Source organism: Pseudomonas poae RE*1-1-14 (assembly GCF_000336465.1).
In the GTDB taxonomy this organism is placed as follows: Bacteria; Pseudomonadota; Gammaproteobacteria; order Pseudomonadales; family Pseudomonadaceae; genus Aquipseudomonas; species Aquipseudomonas poae.
This window is the reverse complement of sequence record NC_020209.1, coordinates 3,621,613-3,635,104: the sequence shown is the minus strand read 5'-3', so window position 1 is coordinate 3,635,104 and position 13,492 is coordinate 3,621,613. Positions and strand designations below refer to the sequence as shown.

The 13,492-nt window shown below is 61.0% G+C and carries 15 protein-coding genes; 12 read left to right on the top strand and 3 right to left on the bottom strand.

Going from position 1 to position 13,492, the window contains the following annotated elements:
* Window positions 1–34 precede the first annotated feature (34 nt).
* The 4 genes from H045_RS15885 (at window position 35) to purT (ending at window position 2,632) form a co-directional block, all read left to right on the top strand.
* A complete protein-coding gene (locus tag H045_RS15885; RefSeq protein WP_003238937.1) occupies window positions 35–559 on the top strand; it encodes a gamma carbonic anhydrase family protein in 525 nt (174 codons plus the stop codon).
* Window positions 556–771, top strand: coding sequence for a DUF1289 domain-containing protein (locus H045_RS15880; protein WP_015372882.1), 216 nt, complete (start codon window positions 556–558; stop codon window positions 769–771). The genes H045_RS15885 and H045_RS15880 overlap by 4 nt, the downstream gene beginning before the upstream one ends.
* A gap of 142 nt (window positions 772–913) precedes the next feature.
* Window positions 914–1,381, top strand: coding sequence for a VUT family protein (locus H045_RS15875; protein ID WP_015372881.1), 468 nt, complete (start codon window positions 914–916; stop codon window positions 1,379–1,381).
* A gap of 69 nt (window positions 1,382–1,450) precedes the next feature.
* Window positions 1,451–2,632 (top strand): formate-dependent phosphoribosylglycinamide formyltransferase, encoded by a 1,182-nt coding sequence (purT, locus tag H045_RS15870; RefSeq protein WP_003238931.1) that lies wholly within the window; start codon window positions 1,451–1,453, stop codon window positions 2,630–2,632.
* A gap of 104 nt (window positions 2,633–2,736) precedes the next feature.
* On the opposite strand, the gene H045_RS15865 is transcribed toward purT, so the two are convergent.
* The 3 genes from H045_RS15865 to H045_RS15855 all read right to left on the bottom strand — a co-directional run bounded on the left by H045_RS15865 (window position 2,737) and on the right by H045_RS15855 (window position 6,219).
* Window positions 2,737–4,047, bottom strand: coding sequence for an MFS transporter (locus H045_RS15865; RefSeq protein ID WP_003238929.1), 1,311 nt, complete (start codon window positions 4,045–4,047; stop codon window positions 2,737–2,739).
* 108 nt (window positions 4,048–4,155) lie between these two features.
* Window positions 4,156–5,394 (bottom strand): transporter associated domain-containing protein, encoded by a 1,239-nt coding sequence (locus H045_RS15860; protein ID WP_015372880.1) that lies wholly within the window; start codon window positions 5,392–5,394, stop codon window positions 4,156–4,158.
* A 12-nt stretch (window positions 5,395–5,406) separates the two neighbouring features.
* Window positions 5,407–6,219: a cytochrome C assembly family protein gene (locus H045_RS15855; RefSeq protein ID WP_003238926.1), complete on the bottom strand. Its 813-nt coding sequence runs from the start codon at window positions 6,217–6,219 to the stop codon at window positions 5,407–5,409.
* Window positions 6,220–6,453: 234 nt separating this feature from the next.
* On the opposite strand from H045_RS15855, the gene ffh reads away from it, so the two are divergent.
* The 8 genes from ffh (at window position 6,454) to H045_RS15815 (ending at window position 13,430) form a co-directional block, all read left to right on the top strand.
* Complete coding sequence (gene ffh, locus H045_RS15850; RefSeq protein WP_003193965.1) at window positions 6,454–7,830, top strand: signal recognition particle protein; 1,377 nt, start codon at window positions 6,454–6,456, stop codon at window positions 7,828–7,830.
* A gap of 251 nt (window positions 7,831–8,081) precedes the next feature.
* Window positions 8,082–8,333, top strand: coding sequence for a 30S ribosomal protein S16 (gene rpsP / locus H045_RS15845; RefSeq protein ID WP_003238923.1), 252 nt, complete (start codon window positions 8,082–8,084; stop codon window positions 8,331–8,333).
* Window positions 8,334–8,338: 5 nt separating this feature from the next.
* Window positions 8,339–8,875, top strand: a complete 537-nt coding sequence (gene rimM / locus H045_RS15840) for a ribosome maturation factor RimM (protein WP_015372879.1) — start codon at window positions 8,339–8,341, stop codon at window positions 8,873–8,875.
* A complete protein-coding gene (gene trmD / locus H045_RS15835; RefSeq protein ID WP_169895696.1) occupies window positions 8,857–9,630 on the top strand; it encodes a tRNA (guanosine(37)-N1)-methyltransferase TrmD in 774 nt (257 codons plus the stop codon). The genes rimM and trmD overlap by 19 nt, the downstream gene beginning before the upstream one ends.
* A 45-nt stretch (window positions 9,631–9,675) precedes the next feature.
* On the top strand, window positions 9,676–10,026 hold the full coding sequence (gene rplS / locus H045_RS15830) for a 50S ribosomal protein L19 (protein WP_003175895.1): 351 nt from the start codon (window positions 9,676–9,678) through the stop codon (window positions 10,024–10,026).
* Window positions 10,027–10,226: 200 nt separating this feature from the next.
* Window positions 10,227–11,123, top strand: a complete 897-nt coding sequence (gene xerD / locus H045_RS15825; protein ID WP_015372878.1) for a site-specific tyrosine recombinase XerD — start codon at window positions 10,227–10,229, stop codon at window positions 11,121–11,123.
* Between the two features lie 141 nt (window positions 11,124–11,264).
* Window positions 11,265–11,996, top strand: a complete 732-nt coding sequence (locus tag H045_RS15820; protein WP_003238915.1) for a thioredoxin fold domain-containing protein — start codon at window positions 11,265–11,267, stop codon at window positions 11,994–11,996.
* Window positions 11,997–12,125: 129 nt separating this feature from the next.
* A complete protein-coding gene (locus H045_RS15815; protein ID WP_003238913.1) occupies window positions 12,126–13,430 on the top strand; it encodes a homoserine dehydrogenase in 1,305 nt (434 codons plus the stop codon).
* Window positions 13,431–13,492 lie beyond the last annotated feature (62 nt).

The window sequence follows — 13,492 nt, the reverse complement described above, 5'->3', positions numbered from 1 at the left end:
CCATCACCCAAATGGCAAGCCGCGAGGACACACCATGAAATACCGCCTGGGCGACGCCCGCGTCGAGACGCACCCCGACAGCTGGGTGGCACCCAATGCCACGCTGGTGGGCAAGGTCAAGCTGGAGGAGGGCGCCAACGTGTGGTTCAACGCGGTGTTGCGGGGCGACAACGAACTGATCCTGATCGGCAGGAACAGCAACGTGCAGGACGGCAGCGTGATGCACACCGACATGGGCTACCCGCTGACCCTGGGCACCGGCGTGACCATCGGCCATAACGCCATGCTGCACGGCTGCACGGTGGGTGACTACAGCCTGATCGGCATCAATGCGGTGGTCCTCAATGGCGCCAGAATCGGCAAGCACTGCATCATCGGCGCCAATTCGCTGATCGGTGAAGGCAAGGACATCCCCGACGGCTCACTGGTGATGGGCTCGCCGGGCAAGGTGGTGCGTGAGCTGACCGAGGCGCAAAAGCGCATGCTCGAAGCCAGCGCTGCCCACTATGTGCACAACGCCCAGCGGTACGCGCGTGACCTGGTTGAGCAGCAGGAATGAACCCGGCCGAACGTCCTGTCGCCTCGCCGTGTGTGAGTATCTGTGCGTTGGATGATGACGATATCTGCACCGGCTGCCAGCGCAAGGTGGATGAAATTACGCGCTGGAGCCGTATGGACAATGCCGAGCGTCGGGTGGTGCTGGGGTTGTGTCATGAGCGGGCGGTGGCCGATGGTTTGGTGTTTATGATGCCGGGGAAGTCCGGCGCCTGACAGGCCGCTATCGCAGGCAAGCCAGCTCCCACCCTGGAATGTATTCACAGAGCAAGCGATGTGAACCCCCTCCAGGGTGGGAGCTGGCTTGCCTGCGATGAGGCCTTCTCTGACAACATAATTACCCACAGGCCCTACCCCCATGCTCTTCCTGATCGCCTACATCAGCAGCGTCGTGCTGATCAACTTCGCCTTCTCCACCGCCCCGCACCTGGACGTCATCTGGTCCGCCTGGGGCGGGCTGGTGTTCATCCTGCGCGACATGGTGCAAACCCGCTTTGGCCACGGCGCGATCATTGCCATGCTGGCCGCGCTGGTGCTGTCCTACATCACCTCCGACCCGTCCATCGCCCTGGCCAGCGCCACGGCGTTCGCGGTGTCCGAATGCATCGACTGGTTGGTGTTCAGCATCACCAAGCGCCCGTTGCACGACCGCCTGTGGATCAGCTCGGCGCTGAGCATTCCTCTGGATACCTTCATCTTCTTCGGCCTGATCGGCGCGCTGACCCCGGCCGTGGCAGGCACGGCGTTGGTGTCGAAGTTCGCCGGGGTGACCGTGGTGTGGCTGGTGATGGCCTGGCGCATGCGTAAACGGGCTGTCGTCAACTGAGGCCAATTTTTACAGTTCATGTAAAATGCCGGCCTTTCTCCCCATGATCCGCTCCCCTGAGGACCTGAGATGACCCGAATCGGAACTCCATTGTCGCCAACCGCGACCCGCGTAATGCTGTGTGGCTGCGGTGAGCTGGGCAAGGAAGTGGTGATCGAGCTGCAGCGCCTGGGCGTTGAAGTGATTGCCGTGGATCGCTACGCCAACGCGCCGGCCATGCAGGTGGCGCATCGCAGCCATGTGATCAACATGCTCGATGGCGCAGCTCTGCGTGCGGTGATCGAGGCGGAAAAACCGCACTTCATCGTGCCGGAAATCGAAGCCATCGCCACCGCCACCCTGGTTGAGCTGGAAGCCGAAGGCTTCACCGTGATCCCGACCGCGCGTGCCACCTCGCTGACCATGAACCGTGAAGGCATCCGTCGCCTGGCTGCCGAAGAGCTGGACCTGCCGACCTCGCCGTATCACTTCGCCGACACCTTCGAGGACTACAGCCAGGCCGTGCAGGCGCTGGGTTTTCCGTGCGTGGTCAAGCCGGTGATGAGTTCGTCGGGCAAGGGCCAGAGCCTGTTGCGCAGCGCCGATGACGTGCAGAAAGCCTGGGATTACGCCCAGGAGGGCGGACGTGCTGGCAAAGGTCGCGTGATCATCGAGGGCTTCATCGACTTCGACTACGAAATCACCCTGCTGACCGTGCGCCATATCGGCGGTACCACGTTCTGTGCGCCGGTGGGGCATCGTCAGGAGAAGGGCGACTATCAGGAATCCTGGCAGCCCCAGGCCATGAGCCCGGTGGCTCTGGCCGAATCCGAGCGCGTCGCCAAAGCCGTGACCGAAGCCTTGGGCGGTCGTGGCCTGTTTGGTGTGGAGTTGTTCATCAAAGGGGATCAGGTGTGGTTCAGCGAAGTGTCGCCGCGCCCCCACGACACAGGCCTGGTGACCCTGATTTCCCAGGATCTCTCGCAGTTTGCCCTGCACGCGCGCGCCATTCTGGGCCTGCCGATTCCGTTGATTCGTCAGTTTGGCCCTTCGGCATCGGCGGTGATTCTGGTAGAGGGGCAGTCGACGCAGACCGCGTTTGCCAACCTCGGCGCGGCGTTGAGCGAGCCCGATACGGCGTTGCGGTTGTTTGGCAAGCCGCAAGTGAATGGCCAGCGCCGCATGGGTGTGGCGTTGGCGCGGGATGAGTCGATTGAGGCTGCTCGAGCCAAGGCGACCCGTGCTTCGAAGGCTGTTGTTGTAGAGCTCTGAAAGCATCGGGATGCAAGCCCCCTCCCACATTTGAATGTATTCACAAATCCAATCCTGTGAACCCGATCAAATGTGGGAGGGGGCTTGCTCCCGATAGTGGTCTATCAGGCCACCTTGTTCAGATCATTATCCCGCGTCTCTCTCAGGCACAGCACCGCAATCAAGCTGATCAGCGCCGCCGCCGACACATACCCACCCACATAACTCAGCCCACCCATCGCCACCAGCTTGGTCGCGAAGAAGGGGGCCGCTGAAGCCCCCACGATGCCACCCAGGTTATAGGCCGCTGATGCGCCGGTATAACGCACGCGGGTCGGGAACAGCTCCGGCAGCAACGCGCCCATTGGCGCGAACGTCACGCCCATCAGAAACAGCTCCAGCGCCAGAAACAAGGCGACCGCCCAGGTCGAGCCCTGGGTCAGCAGCGGTTCCATGGTAAAGCCCGACAGCATCGTCAGCACCGCGCCGACGATCAGCACCGGCTTGCGTCCGTAACGATCACTGGCCAGCGCCGCCAGTGGTGTCGCCAGGCCCATGAAGAGCACCGCAAAGCACAGCAGGCCGAGGAAGGTTTCGCGGCTGTAGCCCAGCGTCGACACCCCATAGCTCAGGGAAAACGCCGTGGTGATATAGAACAGCGCGTAGCACACCACCATCGACGCGGCGCCCAGCAGCACCGGCAGCCAATGCTGGCTGAACAGCTCCACCAGCGGCACTTTCACCGGCGCCTGTTTGGCCACGGCACTGGCGAACACTGGCGTTTCATGCAGCTTCAGGCGTGCGTACAGGCCGACCATCACCAGCGCCGCGCTGAGGATGAATGGAATACGCCAGCCCCAACTGCGGAACTGCTCATCGTTCAGGCTCATCGCCAGAATCAGGAACAGGCCATTGGCCGCCAGGAACCCGATGGACGGGCCCAGTTGCGGGAACATGCCAAACCAGGCGCGCTTGCCCTTGGGGGCGTTCTCGGTGGCCAGCAACGCCGCGCCGCCCCATTCCCCGCCAAGGCCCAGGCCCTGGCCGAAGCGCAGCACACACAGCAGAATCGGCGCCCAGGCGCCGATGCTGTCGTAGCCGGGCAGCAAGCCGATCAGCGTGGTGCACACGCCCATCAGCAGCAGCGAAGCGACCAGTGTCGACTTGCGGCCGATGCGGTCGCCGAAGTGGCCAAACAGCGCCGAGCCCAGCGGACGGGCGATAAAGGCGATGCCGAAGGTCAGGAACGACGCGAGCATCTGCGCGGTACCGGAGGTCTGCGGGAAGAACACCGGGCCAATCACCAGCGCGGCTGCGGTGGCGTAGATATAGAAGTCGTAGAACTCGATGGCGGTGCCGACAATGCTTGCGGTGGCAACCCGTGCGGTCGAATTGCTCGGGGCGGCAGGCGCTGCCTCGTTATACGTGGTGGTCATGAGGTATCCCTGGCGGTCATTGTTATTGGTCGAACACCCATGGGCTGGGTGGGCGGGGCTCGCGGGGATTATAGGAACAACAGGGGCGCAGCAGCCACCGCAAATCCGTCAGACGGCGACAGGTACGCGATGGGTATGCCAGATCAGCACCTTGCTGACCCGGTTGTCCTCGGTCTCGAGGATTTCCAGGCGATACCGGCCGATCTTCAGGCACACCGCGCAATCCGGAATGGTCTCCAGTGCTTCGGTCACCAGGCCGTTGAGGGTCTTGGGTCCGTCACTGGGCAGGTGCCAGGTCAGGCTCTTGTTCAGGTCGCGGATCGAGGCGGCGCCGTCAATGATGTAGCGACCGTCAGTCTGGGCCTCGATATGCGGATTGTCCGCAATCTGCTCGCTTTCGAACTCGCCGACGATTTCTTCGAGGATATCTTCCAGGGTGACGATACCCATCACTTCGCCGTACTCATCCACCACCATGCCCAGGCGCCGCTGCTGCTTGTGGAAGTTCAGCAGTTGCAGTTGCAATGGCGTGCTTTCCGGGACGAAGTAAGGTTCGTGGCAGGCTGCCAGCAGCGCGTCTTTGCTCAGGCTGGCATCGGGCAGCAGGTGCTGGATCTGGCGGGTATTGAGCACGGCTTCGACCTGGTTGATGTCGCTGTGAAACACCGGCAGGCGAGTGCGCGGGTTGGTACGCAGTTGTTCGATGATCTCGTCGATCGAATCATCCAGGTTGATGCCATCCACTTCACTGCGCGGCACCAGGATGTCATTGACCGTGATGTTGTCCAGGGCATGGATGCCGGGCATGCCAGGCGTGCGGTCTTCATCTGTATCGGCTTGCGGCTCGTCGTCATGATCAGGCAGGGGGTCATCGCTGTGTTTCACCACGCCGGGTTTGCGTGCGAACGGACGCAGCAGCGACAGGCCCAGGCCATTGAGCAGCCAGGCCAGTGGATAGAGGAGTTTCAACGGCACGCCCAGCAGTGCATTGCCAAACCCCAGCACCGCTTGAGGGTAGCGGATGGCCAGGGCGCGGGGCAGGTAGTCGGCCAGCACCAGCAGCAGGGCGCTGGAGATCGCCCAGCCGAGCCACGGCCCATTGTGCTCCCAGGCATAAATCGCCAGCAGGGTGCAGAGCATCACCACCATGCCCCGGCACAGGGTGTTGCACAGGATAAGGCTGTTGCGCGGGAAGTTCAGGCGTGCGGCCGCCTTGTCACCCTGGCGTGTGCCGGGGCGTAGCGCCAGCAGGTGCTGCTGTGCGGTTTCGATGGCGGTAAACAGCGCGGCCCATAACACCAGCAGGGCGATTACCGCGAGCATCGGCCCCAGGGGCAAGTTGTCCATGTTTGCTGCCCGTCAGATATGCAGGATGTATTCGCGAACCAGCTTGCTGCCGAAATAGGCCAGCATCAGCAGGCAGAAACCGGCCAGGGTCCAGCGGATTGCCTTGTGCCCGCGCCAGCCGAGGCGGTTGCGGCCCCATAGCAGCACGCTGAACACCACCCAGGCCAGGCAGGCCAGCAGGGTCTTGTGCACCAGGTGCTGGGCAAACAGGTTCTCGACGAACAGCCAGCCGGAAATCAGCGACAGCGACAGCAGCGTCCAGCCGGCCCACAGGAACCCGAACAACAGGCTTTCCATGGTTTGCAGCGGCGGGAAGTTTTTGATCAGGCCCGAAGGGTGCTTGTGCTTGAGCTGGTGATCCTGCAACAGCAGGAGCAGGGCCTGGAACACCGCGATGGTGAACATGCCGTAGGCCAGGATCGACAGCAGGATATGCGACAGGATTCCCGGCTCCTCATCGATCACCTGCACCGTACCGGTAGGGGCGAACTGTGCGAGCAGCACCGTGAGCATGCCCAGCGGAAACAGCAGCACCAGCAGGTTTTCCACCGGGATGCGCGTGCAGGCGATCAGCGTCAGGCCGATCACGGCAGCCGCGATCAGGCTGGCGGCGCTGAAGAAGTCCAGGCCCAGGCCGATCGGTGTCATCAGGTGGGTAAGGAGGCTGGCGACGTGCGCCACCAGGGCGAGGCCGCCAAGGCCTGCGAGCAGGCGTTTGTCGGCCTTGACGCATTTGGCCAGGCGGGTGCCCTGGTAGAGGGTCGCAGCGGCATACAGGATGGCGGCGGCGAGGCTGGGTAGCAAACTGGGTGACAAGGGAAGCATAAATCCTGAAAGGAAAGCCCGAAAGGCGCTGAGTTTGGCATACACCGCCGTTGCACGAAAGACTCCCGGGCCAGACAGCGGGTGTGCATGGGCGCAGTCTTCGCTATAATCCGCGACCTGCCCACGCCGCAGGCTCGCCGAGCGCTGTTTTTAATAGCGATTTACCACAGCCTGGGCCGTCATTACCTCGGTCTACCAAAGCATTTCGATGAATGGGGCCTGAAAGGATCGCGCATGTTTGAAAACCTGACTGACCGTCTCTCGCAGACGCTGCGCCACGTTACCGGCAAGGCCAAGCTGACCGAGGACAATATTAAAGACACCCTGCGCGAAGTGCGCATGGCGTTGCTGGAAGCCGACGTCGCCCTGCCGGTGGTCAAGGACTTCGTCAACTCGGTCAAGGAACGTGCGGTCGGCACTGAAGTGTCGCGCAGCCTGACGCCGGGCCAGGCGTTCGTGAAGATCGTCCAGGCCGAACTCGAAAGCCTGATGGGCGCAGCCAACGAAGACCTGAACCTCAGCGCCGTGCCGCCGGCCGTCGTGCTGATGGCTGGTCTGCAGGGTGCAGGTAAAACCACCACCGCTGGCAAGCTGGCGCGCTTCCTTAAAGAGCGCAAGAAGAAGTCGGTGATGGTGGTGTCGGCTGACGTTTATCGTCCGGCCGCCATCAAGCAGCTGGAAATGCTCGCGGGCGAAGTGGGCGTGACCTTCTTCCCGTCGGACCTGAGCCAGAAGCCGGTCGACATCGCCAACGCGGCTATTAAAGAAGCGAAGCTCAAATTCATCGACGTGGTCATCGTCGACACCGCCGGTCGTCTGCACATCGACGAAGAGATGATGGGCGAGATCAAGGCGCTGCATGCCGCGATCAACCCGGTCGAGACGCTGTTCGTGGTCGACGCCATGACAGGCCAGGATGCGGCCAACACCGCCAAGGCCTTTGGTGATGCGCTGCCGCTGACCGGCGTGATCCTCACCAAGGTCGACGGCGATGCCCGTGGTGGTGCCGCGCTGTCGGTACGGGCCATTACCGGCAAACCGATCAAGTTCATCGGTATGGGCGAGAAGAGCGAAGCGCTCGAGCCGTTCCACCCTGAGCGTATTGCTTCGCGCATCCTCGGCATGGGCGACGTGCTCAGCCTGATCGAGCAGGCCGAAGCCACCCTCGACAAGGACAAGGCCGACAAGCTGGCCAAGAAGTTGAAGAAGGGCAAGGGCTTCGATCTCGAAGACTTCCGTGATCAGCTTCAGCAGATGAAGAACATGGGCGGCCTCGGCGGCCTGATGGACAAACTGCCGAACATCGGCGGTGTGAACCTGGCGCAGATGGGCAACGCCCAGGGCGCGGCAGAGAAGCAGTTCAAGCAGATGGAAGCCATCATCAATTCCATGACCCCGGCCGAGCGCCGCGACCCTGAGCTGATCAGCGGTTCGCGCAAGCGCCGGATCGCCATGGGGTCCGGCACCCAGGTGCAGGACATCGGTCGCTTGATCAAGCAGCACAAGCAGATGCAGAAGATGATGAAGAAATTCTCCGCCAAGGGCGGGATGGCCAAGATGATGCGCGGCATGGGCGGTATGTTGCCCGGCGGCGGCATGCCTAAAATGTAAAGTATTCGAGCGCAGGCACTGCTTGCGCTGCGACCCACACGGATGTGGGATCTCCAGCAAACCCGCCGTTGGCGGGGGCTGACTCGCCGTTTTAACCGACGGCTCTATAGCAGATCTGAATGGCACGCGGGTAGGCGCCGGAAAAAGACATTTGCAAAAGTCCGGATATTCCTTAGAATATGCGGCCTTTCGGGCACCTATGCCCGCTGTGCATTTAGATTTGCAGCACCGACTACAGGAACGATGTTCACATGCTAACAATCCGTCTTGCCCTTGGCGGCTCCAAAAAGCGCCCGTTTTACCACTTGACCGTAACCGACAGCCGCAACCCGCGCGACGGTTCGCACAAGGAACAGGTTGGTTTCTTCAACCCGATCGCTCGTGGTCAAGAAGTTCGTCTGTCCGTGAACCAAGAGCGCGTAGCCTACTGGCTGAGCGTGGGTGCACAGCCATCCGAGCGCGTTGCAAAGCTGTTGAAGGACTCGGCTAAGGCCGCAGCCTGAGCAATATGAACGCGACGCCAGCTGTTGCTGATGATTTGATCGTTATCGGCAAGATTTACTCTGTTCATGGCGTTCGCGGCGAAGTGAAGGTGTATTCCTTTACTGATCCGACTGAAAACCTGTTGCAGTACAAAACCTGGACGCTCAAGCGCGAAGGTAGTGTGAAACAGGTCGAGCTGGTCAGTGGACGCGGGAGCGACAAGTTCCTGGTCGCAAAGCTCAAGGGTCTTGATGACCGTGAAGAAGCTCGTCTTCTGGCCGGTTATGAGATCTGCGTGCCGCGCAACCTGTTCCCTGAATTGACCGACGGCGAGTACTACTGGTACCAGCTGGAAGGTCTGAAGGTCATTGATCAACTGGGGCAATTGCTCGGGAAAATCGATCACCTTCTGGAAACCGGCGCCAATGATGTAATGGTGGTCAAGCCTTGCGCTGGCAGCCTGGATGATCGCGAACGGCTGTTGCCCTATACAGGGCATTGCGTGTTGGCCGTCGACCTGGCCGCAGGCGAGATGAAGGTGGAATGGGACGCGGACTTCTAAGCGTGGCTAATTTGCGCATTGAAGTGATCAGTTTGTTTCCCGAGATGTTTTCCGCCATCAGCGAGTACGGCATCACCAGTCGGGCGGTGAAGCAGGGGCTGTTGCAGCTCACCTGTTGGAATCCGCGAGACTACACGACGGATCGGCATCACACTGTGGACGATCGCCCATTTGGCGGTGGCCCGGGCATGGTGATGAAGATCAAGCCCCTGGAAGACGCATTGGTTCAGGCCAAGGCAGCTGCCGGGGAGAAGGCGAAGGTAATTTACCTGTCCCCTCAAGGCCGTCAGCTGAAACAGGCTGGGGTCCGCGAACTGGCGAATGAGGAAGCATTAATCCTGATTGCCGGTCGCTATGAAGGCATTGACGAGCGTTTTATTGACGCTCATGTCGATGAAGAGTGGTCGATTGGGGACTATGTCCTGTCTGGCGGTGAGCTGCCGGCGATGGTCCTGATAGATGCGGTTACACGGCTGCTGCCTGGAGCTTTAGGGCATGCGGACTCTGCGGAGGAAGATTCCTTCACGGATGGTTTGCTGGATTGCCCGCACTACACCCGCCCGGAGGTGTATGCGGATCAGCGTGTTCCCGACGTGTTGCTAAGTGGCAATCACGCACACATCCGGCGTTGGCGTTTACAGCAGTCCCTTGGTCGGACCTATGAACGACGCGCCGATCTTCTGGATAGCCGCTCGCTTTCTGGAGAAGAGAAGAAGCTGCTCGAGGAATACATCCTCGCGCGGGACGATAGTTAACAACGTATCGATGGTAGGTCCAATGACTTACCTTAGGAGCACAGCATGACTAACAAAATCATCCTTGCACTCGAAGCAGAGCAGATGACCAAAGAGATCCCTACCTTTGCCCCGGGCGACACCATTGTCGTTCAGGTGAAAGTGAAGGAAGGCGACCGTTCGCGTCTGCAAGCGTTCGAAGGCGTGGTAATCGCCAAGCGTAACCGTGGTGTGAACAGTGCTTTCACTGTTCGTAAAATCTCCAACGGTGTTGGCGTAGAGCGTACTTTCCAGACCTACAGCCCGCAAATCGACAGCATGGCCGTCAAGCGTCGCGGTGACGTACGTAAAGCCAAGCTGTACTACCTGCGTGACCTGTCCGGTAAAGCAGCTCGCATCAAGGAAAAACTGGCTTAAGTCCAGCTTTCCGATGCAGAAAAAAGCAGCCTTCGGGCTGCTTTTTTGTGCCCGGGATTTGTTGACTGGCCCGCAACCGCGTCGCAGCCATCGCAGGCAAGCCAGCTCCCGCACTTGAATATGTTTACCTATCAACATAGGTGAGCTGGCTTGCCTGCGATAGGATCTACCCGATACCACCGCCATCAGCCTGAGTCCCCATGCCCGCCATCGACCACCCTCTGATCGACCACTTCCTCGACGCCCTCTGGCTGGAAAAAGGCCTGTCGGACAACACTCGCCAGGCCTATCGCAGCGATCTGGCCTTGTTCAATGGCTGGCTGCAGGAAAAGCACCTCGAGCTGATCAATGCCGGTCGCGAGCTGATCCTCGATCACCTGGCCTGGCGCCTGGAGCAAAACTACAAGCCGCGTTCCACTGCACGATTTCTCTCGGGGGTGCGCGGCTTTTACCGTTATTTGCTGCGGGAAAAGCTCATCACTCTCGACCCGACCCTGCAGATCGACATGCCGCAACTGGGCAGGCCATTGCCCAAGTCGCTGTCAGAGGCCGACGTCGATGCCTTGCTCGCCGCCCCTGACCTGAGCGAAGCCATCGGTCAGCGTGACCGTGCCATGCTGGAGGTGCTTTACGCGTGCGGCCTGCGAGTGACCGAGCTGATCAGCCTGACCCTTGAGCAGATCAACCTGCGCCAGGGCGTGCTGCGGGTGATGGGCAAGGGCAGCAAGGAGCGTCTGGTGCCCATGGGCGAGGAGGCGATTGTGTGGGTGGAGCGCTACATGCGCGACGCGCGCCATGAGCTGCTCGGCGGACGTCCCAGCGATGTGCTGTTCCCCAGCCAGCGCGGTGAGCAGATGACGCGTCAGACCTTCTGGCACCGTATCAAGCACCAGGCCAAGGTCGCCGGGATCGGCAAGACCCTGTCGCCGCATACCTTGCGCCATGCCTTCGCCACCCATTTGCTCAATCACGGTGCCGATTTGCGGGTGGTGCAAATGCTGCTCGGCCACAGCGACTTGTCCACCACCCAGATTTATACCCACGTTGCGCGGGCACGCTTGCAGGATATGCATGCCAGGCACCACCCACGCGGCTGAAAACGCCCAATTTATGCCGCTGCGAGCTGCCCTGCGGCCCAACTGTGGTAGGCTTTGCCGGTTAGCAAAGGCGACGGTCCGGCCCCGAGTTTCCAATCGGCTTGACTGCACCGTCCCTGCATCTGCCCCTCAGGAGTTTCCATGCGCTTGATCCAGATTATTGCCGCCGCAGCCATTGCGTTGGTTTCCAGCGTTGCCTTCGCCGATGACGCCGCCGAGCAGACCATTCGCAAGAGCCTGGCCAACCTGCAGCTCGATACGCCCATCGAAAGCATCAGCGCCAGCCCCATGGCCGGCTTGTATGAAGTCAAGCTCAAGGGCAGTCGCGTGCTGTACGCCAGTGCCGATGGCCAGTACATCGTCCAGGGCTACCTGTTCCAGCTCAAGGATGGCAAGCCGGTCAACCTGACCGAGAAAGCCGAACGCCTGGGCGTCTCCAAGTTGATCAACGGCATTCCGGTGGCCGAGACCGTGGTGTACCCGGCAATCGGCGAGACCAAGACCCACATCACCGTGTTTACCGACACCACCTGCCCGTACTGCCACAAACTGCACGCCGAAGTGCCGGCGCTGAACAAGCTGGGTGTCGAGGTGCGTTATGTGGCGTTCCCGCGTCAGGGCCTGGGCTCGCCGGGTGACGAGCAGTTGCAGGCGGTCTGGTGCTCGGCTGACAAGAAAGCCGCCATGGACAAGATGGTCGATGGCAAGGAAATCAAGGCGGCAAAATGTGCCAATCCGGTTTCCAAACAGTTTGCCCTCGGTCAGTCCATCGGCGTGAACGGTACACCGGCCATCGTTTTGGCTGACGGTCAGGTGATTCCGGGCTACCAGCCGGCACCGCAAGTTGCCAAACTGGCGTTGAATGCCAAATAAACCAGTATCGTCGTATATTCGACGATCAGGGCTCGCCGCCAAACCTGCGGGCCACTAATTGAAAGCCGCGGTTGTGCGGCTGTTTTCCACGGCCGACCTAGCGTCGGCCGTTTCATGGGGAGTTCTTCAGTGAAACCGGTCAAAGTAGGCATCTGTGGGTTAGGGACCGTCGGTGGCGGCACCTTCAACGTACTTCAGCGCAATGCTGAGGAAATATCCCGCCGTGCAGGTCGCGGGATTGAAGTGGCGCAGATTGCCACGCGTTCGCCAAAGCCTCAGTTCCAAACGACCGGTATTGCGATTACCAACGACGTCTTCGCTGTTGCCACCAACCCTGAAATCGATATCGTCATCGAGTTGGTGGGCGGGTACACCGTGGCGCGCGAACTGGTGCTCAAGGCCATCGAAAATGGCAAGCACGTGGTCACTGCCAACAAGGCGCTGATTGCCGTACACGGCAACGAAATATTCGCCAGGGCGCGCGAGAAGGGTGTGATCGTTGCGTTCGAAGCCGCCGTGGCCGGTGGCATACCGGTGATCAAGGCCATTCGCGAAGGCCTGTCCGCCAACCGCATCAACTGGGTAGCGGGCATCATCAACGGCACCGGTAACTTCATCCTCACCGAGATGCGCGAGAAGGGCCGTACCTTTGAGGATGTGCTCGCCGAAGCCCAGGCCCTGGGTTACGCCGAAGCTGACCCGACCTTTGACGTGGAAGGCATCGACGCGGCCCACAAGCTGACTATCCTGGCCTCCATTGCGTTCGGTATCCCGCTGCAGTTCGATAAGGCCTACACCGAAGGCATCACCCGGCTGACCACCGCCGACGTGAACTACGCCGAAGCCTTGGGCTACCGCATCAAGCACCTTGGCGTGGCGCGCAGCACCCCGGCGGGCATCGAGTTGCGTGTGCACCCGACGCTGATACCGGCTGATCGCCTGATCGCCAACGTCAACGGGGTGATGAATGCCGTGATGGTCAACGGCGACGCCGCCGGCTCCACCCTGTTCTACGGTGCCGGTGCCGGCATGGAGCCGACCGCCTCGTCGGTGATCGCCGACCTGGTGGACGTGGTCCGCGCCATGACCAGTGACCCGGAAAACCGCGTGCCGCACCTGGCCTTCCAGCCGGACTCGCTGTCGGCCCACCCGATCCTGCCGATTGAAGCGTGCGAAAGTGCTTACTACCTGCGCATCCAGGCCCAGGATCATCCGGGCGTGTTGGCCCAGGTGGCCAGCATCCTGTCGGAGCGCGGGATCAACATCGAGTCGATCATGCAGAAGGAAGTCGAGGAGCAGAACGGCCAGGTGCCGATGATCCTGCTGACCCACCGTGTGCTTGAACGGCATATCAACGAAGCCATCGCCGCCATGGAAGCGTTGCAGGGCGTGGTTGGTCCGGTGGTACGGATTCGTGTCGAACATCTCAATTAATCAAGCGGCAAGCGTTAACCTGCACGCTGCAAGTAAAAGCAGATCTGCTCCAACTTGCAGCG

Coding starts and splice junctions, on each gene's coding strand:
- H045_RS15885 (WP_003238937.1), top strand. CDS start 35: ATGAAATACCGCCTGGGCGACGCCCGCGTCGAGACGCACCCCGACAGC.
- H045_RS15880 (WP_015372882.1), top strand. CDS start 556: ATGAACCCGGCCGAACGTCCTGTCGCCTCGCCGTGTGTGAGTATCTGT.
- H045_RS15875 (WP_015372881.1), top strand. CDS start 914: ATGCTCTTCCTGATCGCCTACATCAGCAGCGTCGTGCTGATCAACTTC.
- purT (WP_003238931.1), top strand. CDS start 1,451: ATGACCCGAATCGGAACTCCATTGTCGCCAACCGCGACCCGCGTAATG.
- H045_RS15865 (WP_003238929.1), bottom strand. CDS start 4,047: ATGACCACCACGTATAACGAGGCAGCGCCTGCCGCCCCGAGCAATTCG.
- H045_RS15860 (WP_015372880.1), bottom strand. CDS start 5,394: ATGGACAACTTGCCCCTGGGGCCGATGCTCGCGGTAATCGCCCTGCTG.
- H045_RS15855 (WP_003238926.1), bottom strand. CDS start 6,219: ATGCTTCCCTTGTCACCCAGTTTGCTACCCAGCCTCGCCGCCGCCATC.
- ffh (WP_003193965.1), top strand. CDS start 6,454: ATGTTTGAAAACCTGACTGACCGTCTCTCGCAGACGCTGCGCCACGTT.
- rpsP (WP_003238923.1), top strand. CDS start 8,082: ATGCTAACAATCCGTCTTGCCCTTGGCGGCTCCAAAAAGCGCCCGTTT.
- rimM (WP_015372879.1), top strand. CDS start 8,339: ATGAACGCGACGCCAGCTGTTGCTGATGATTTGATCGTTATCGGCAAG.
- trmD (WP_169895696.1), top strand. CDS start 8,857: ATGGGACGCGGACTTCTAAGCGTGGCTAATTTGCGCATTGAAGTGATC.
- rplS (WP_003175895.1), top strand. CDS start 9,676: ATGACTAACAAAATCATCCTTGCACTCGAAGCAGAGCAGATGACCAAA.
- xerD (WP_015372878.1), top strand. CDS start 10,227: ATGCCCGCCATCGACCACCCTCTGATCGACCACTTCCTCGACGCCCTC.
- H045_RS15820 (WP_003238915.1), top strand. CDS start 11,265: ATGCGCTTGATCCAGATTATTGCCGCCGCAGCCATTGCGTTGGTTTCC.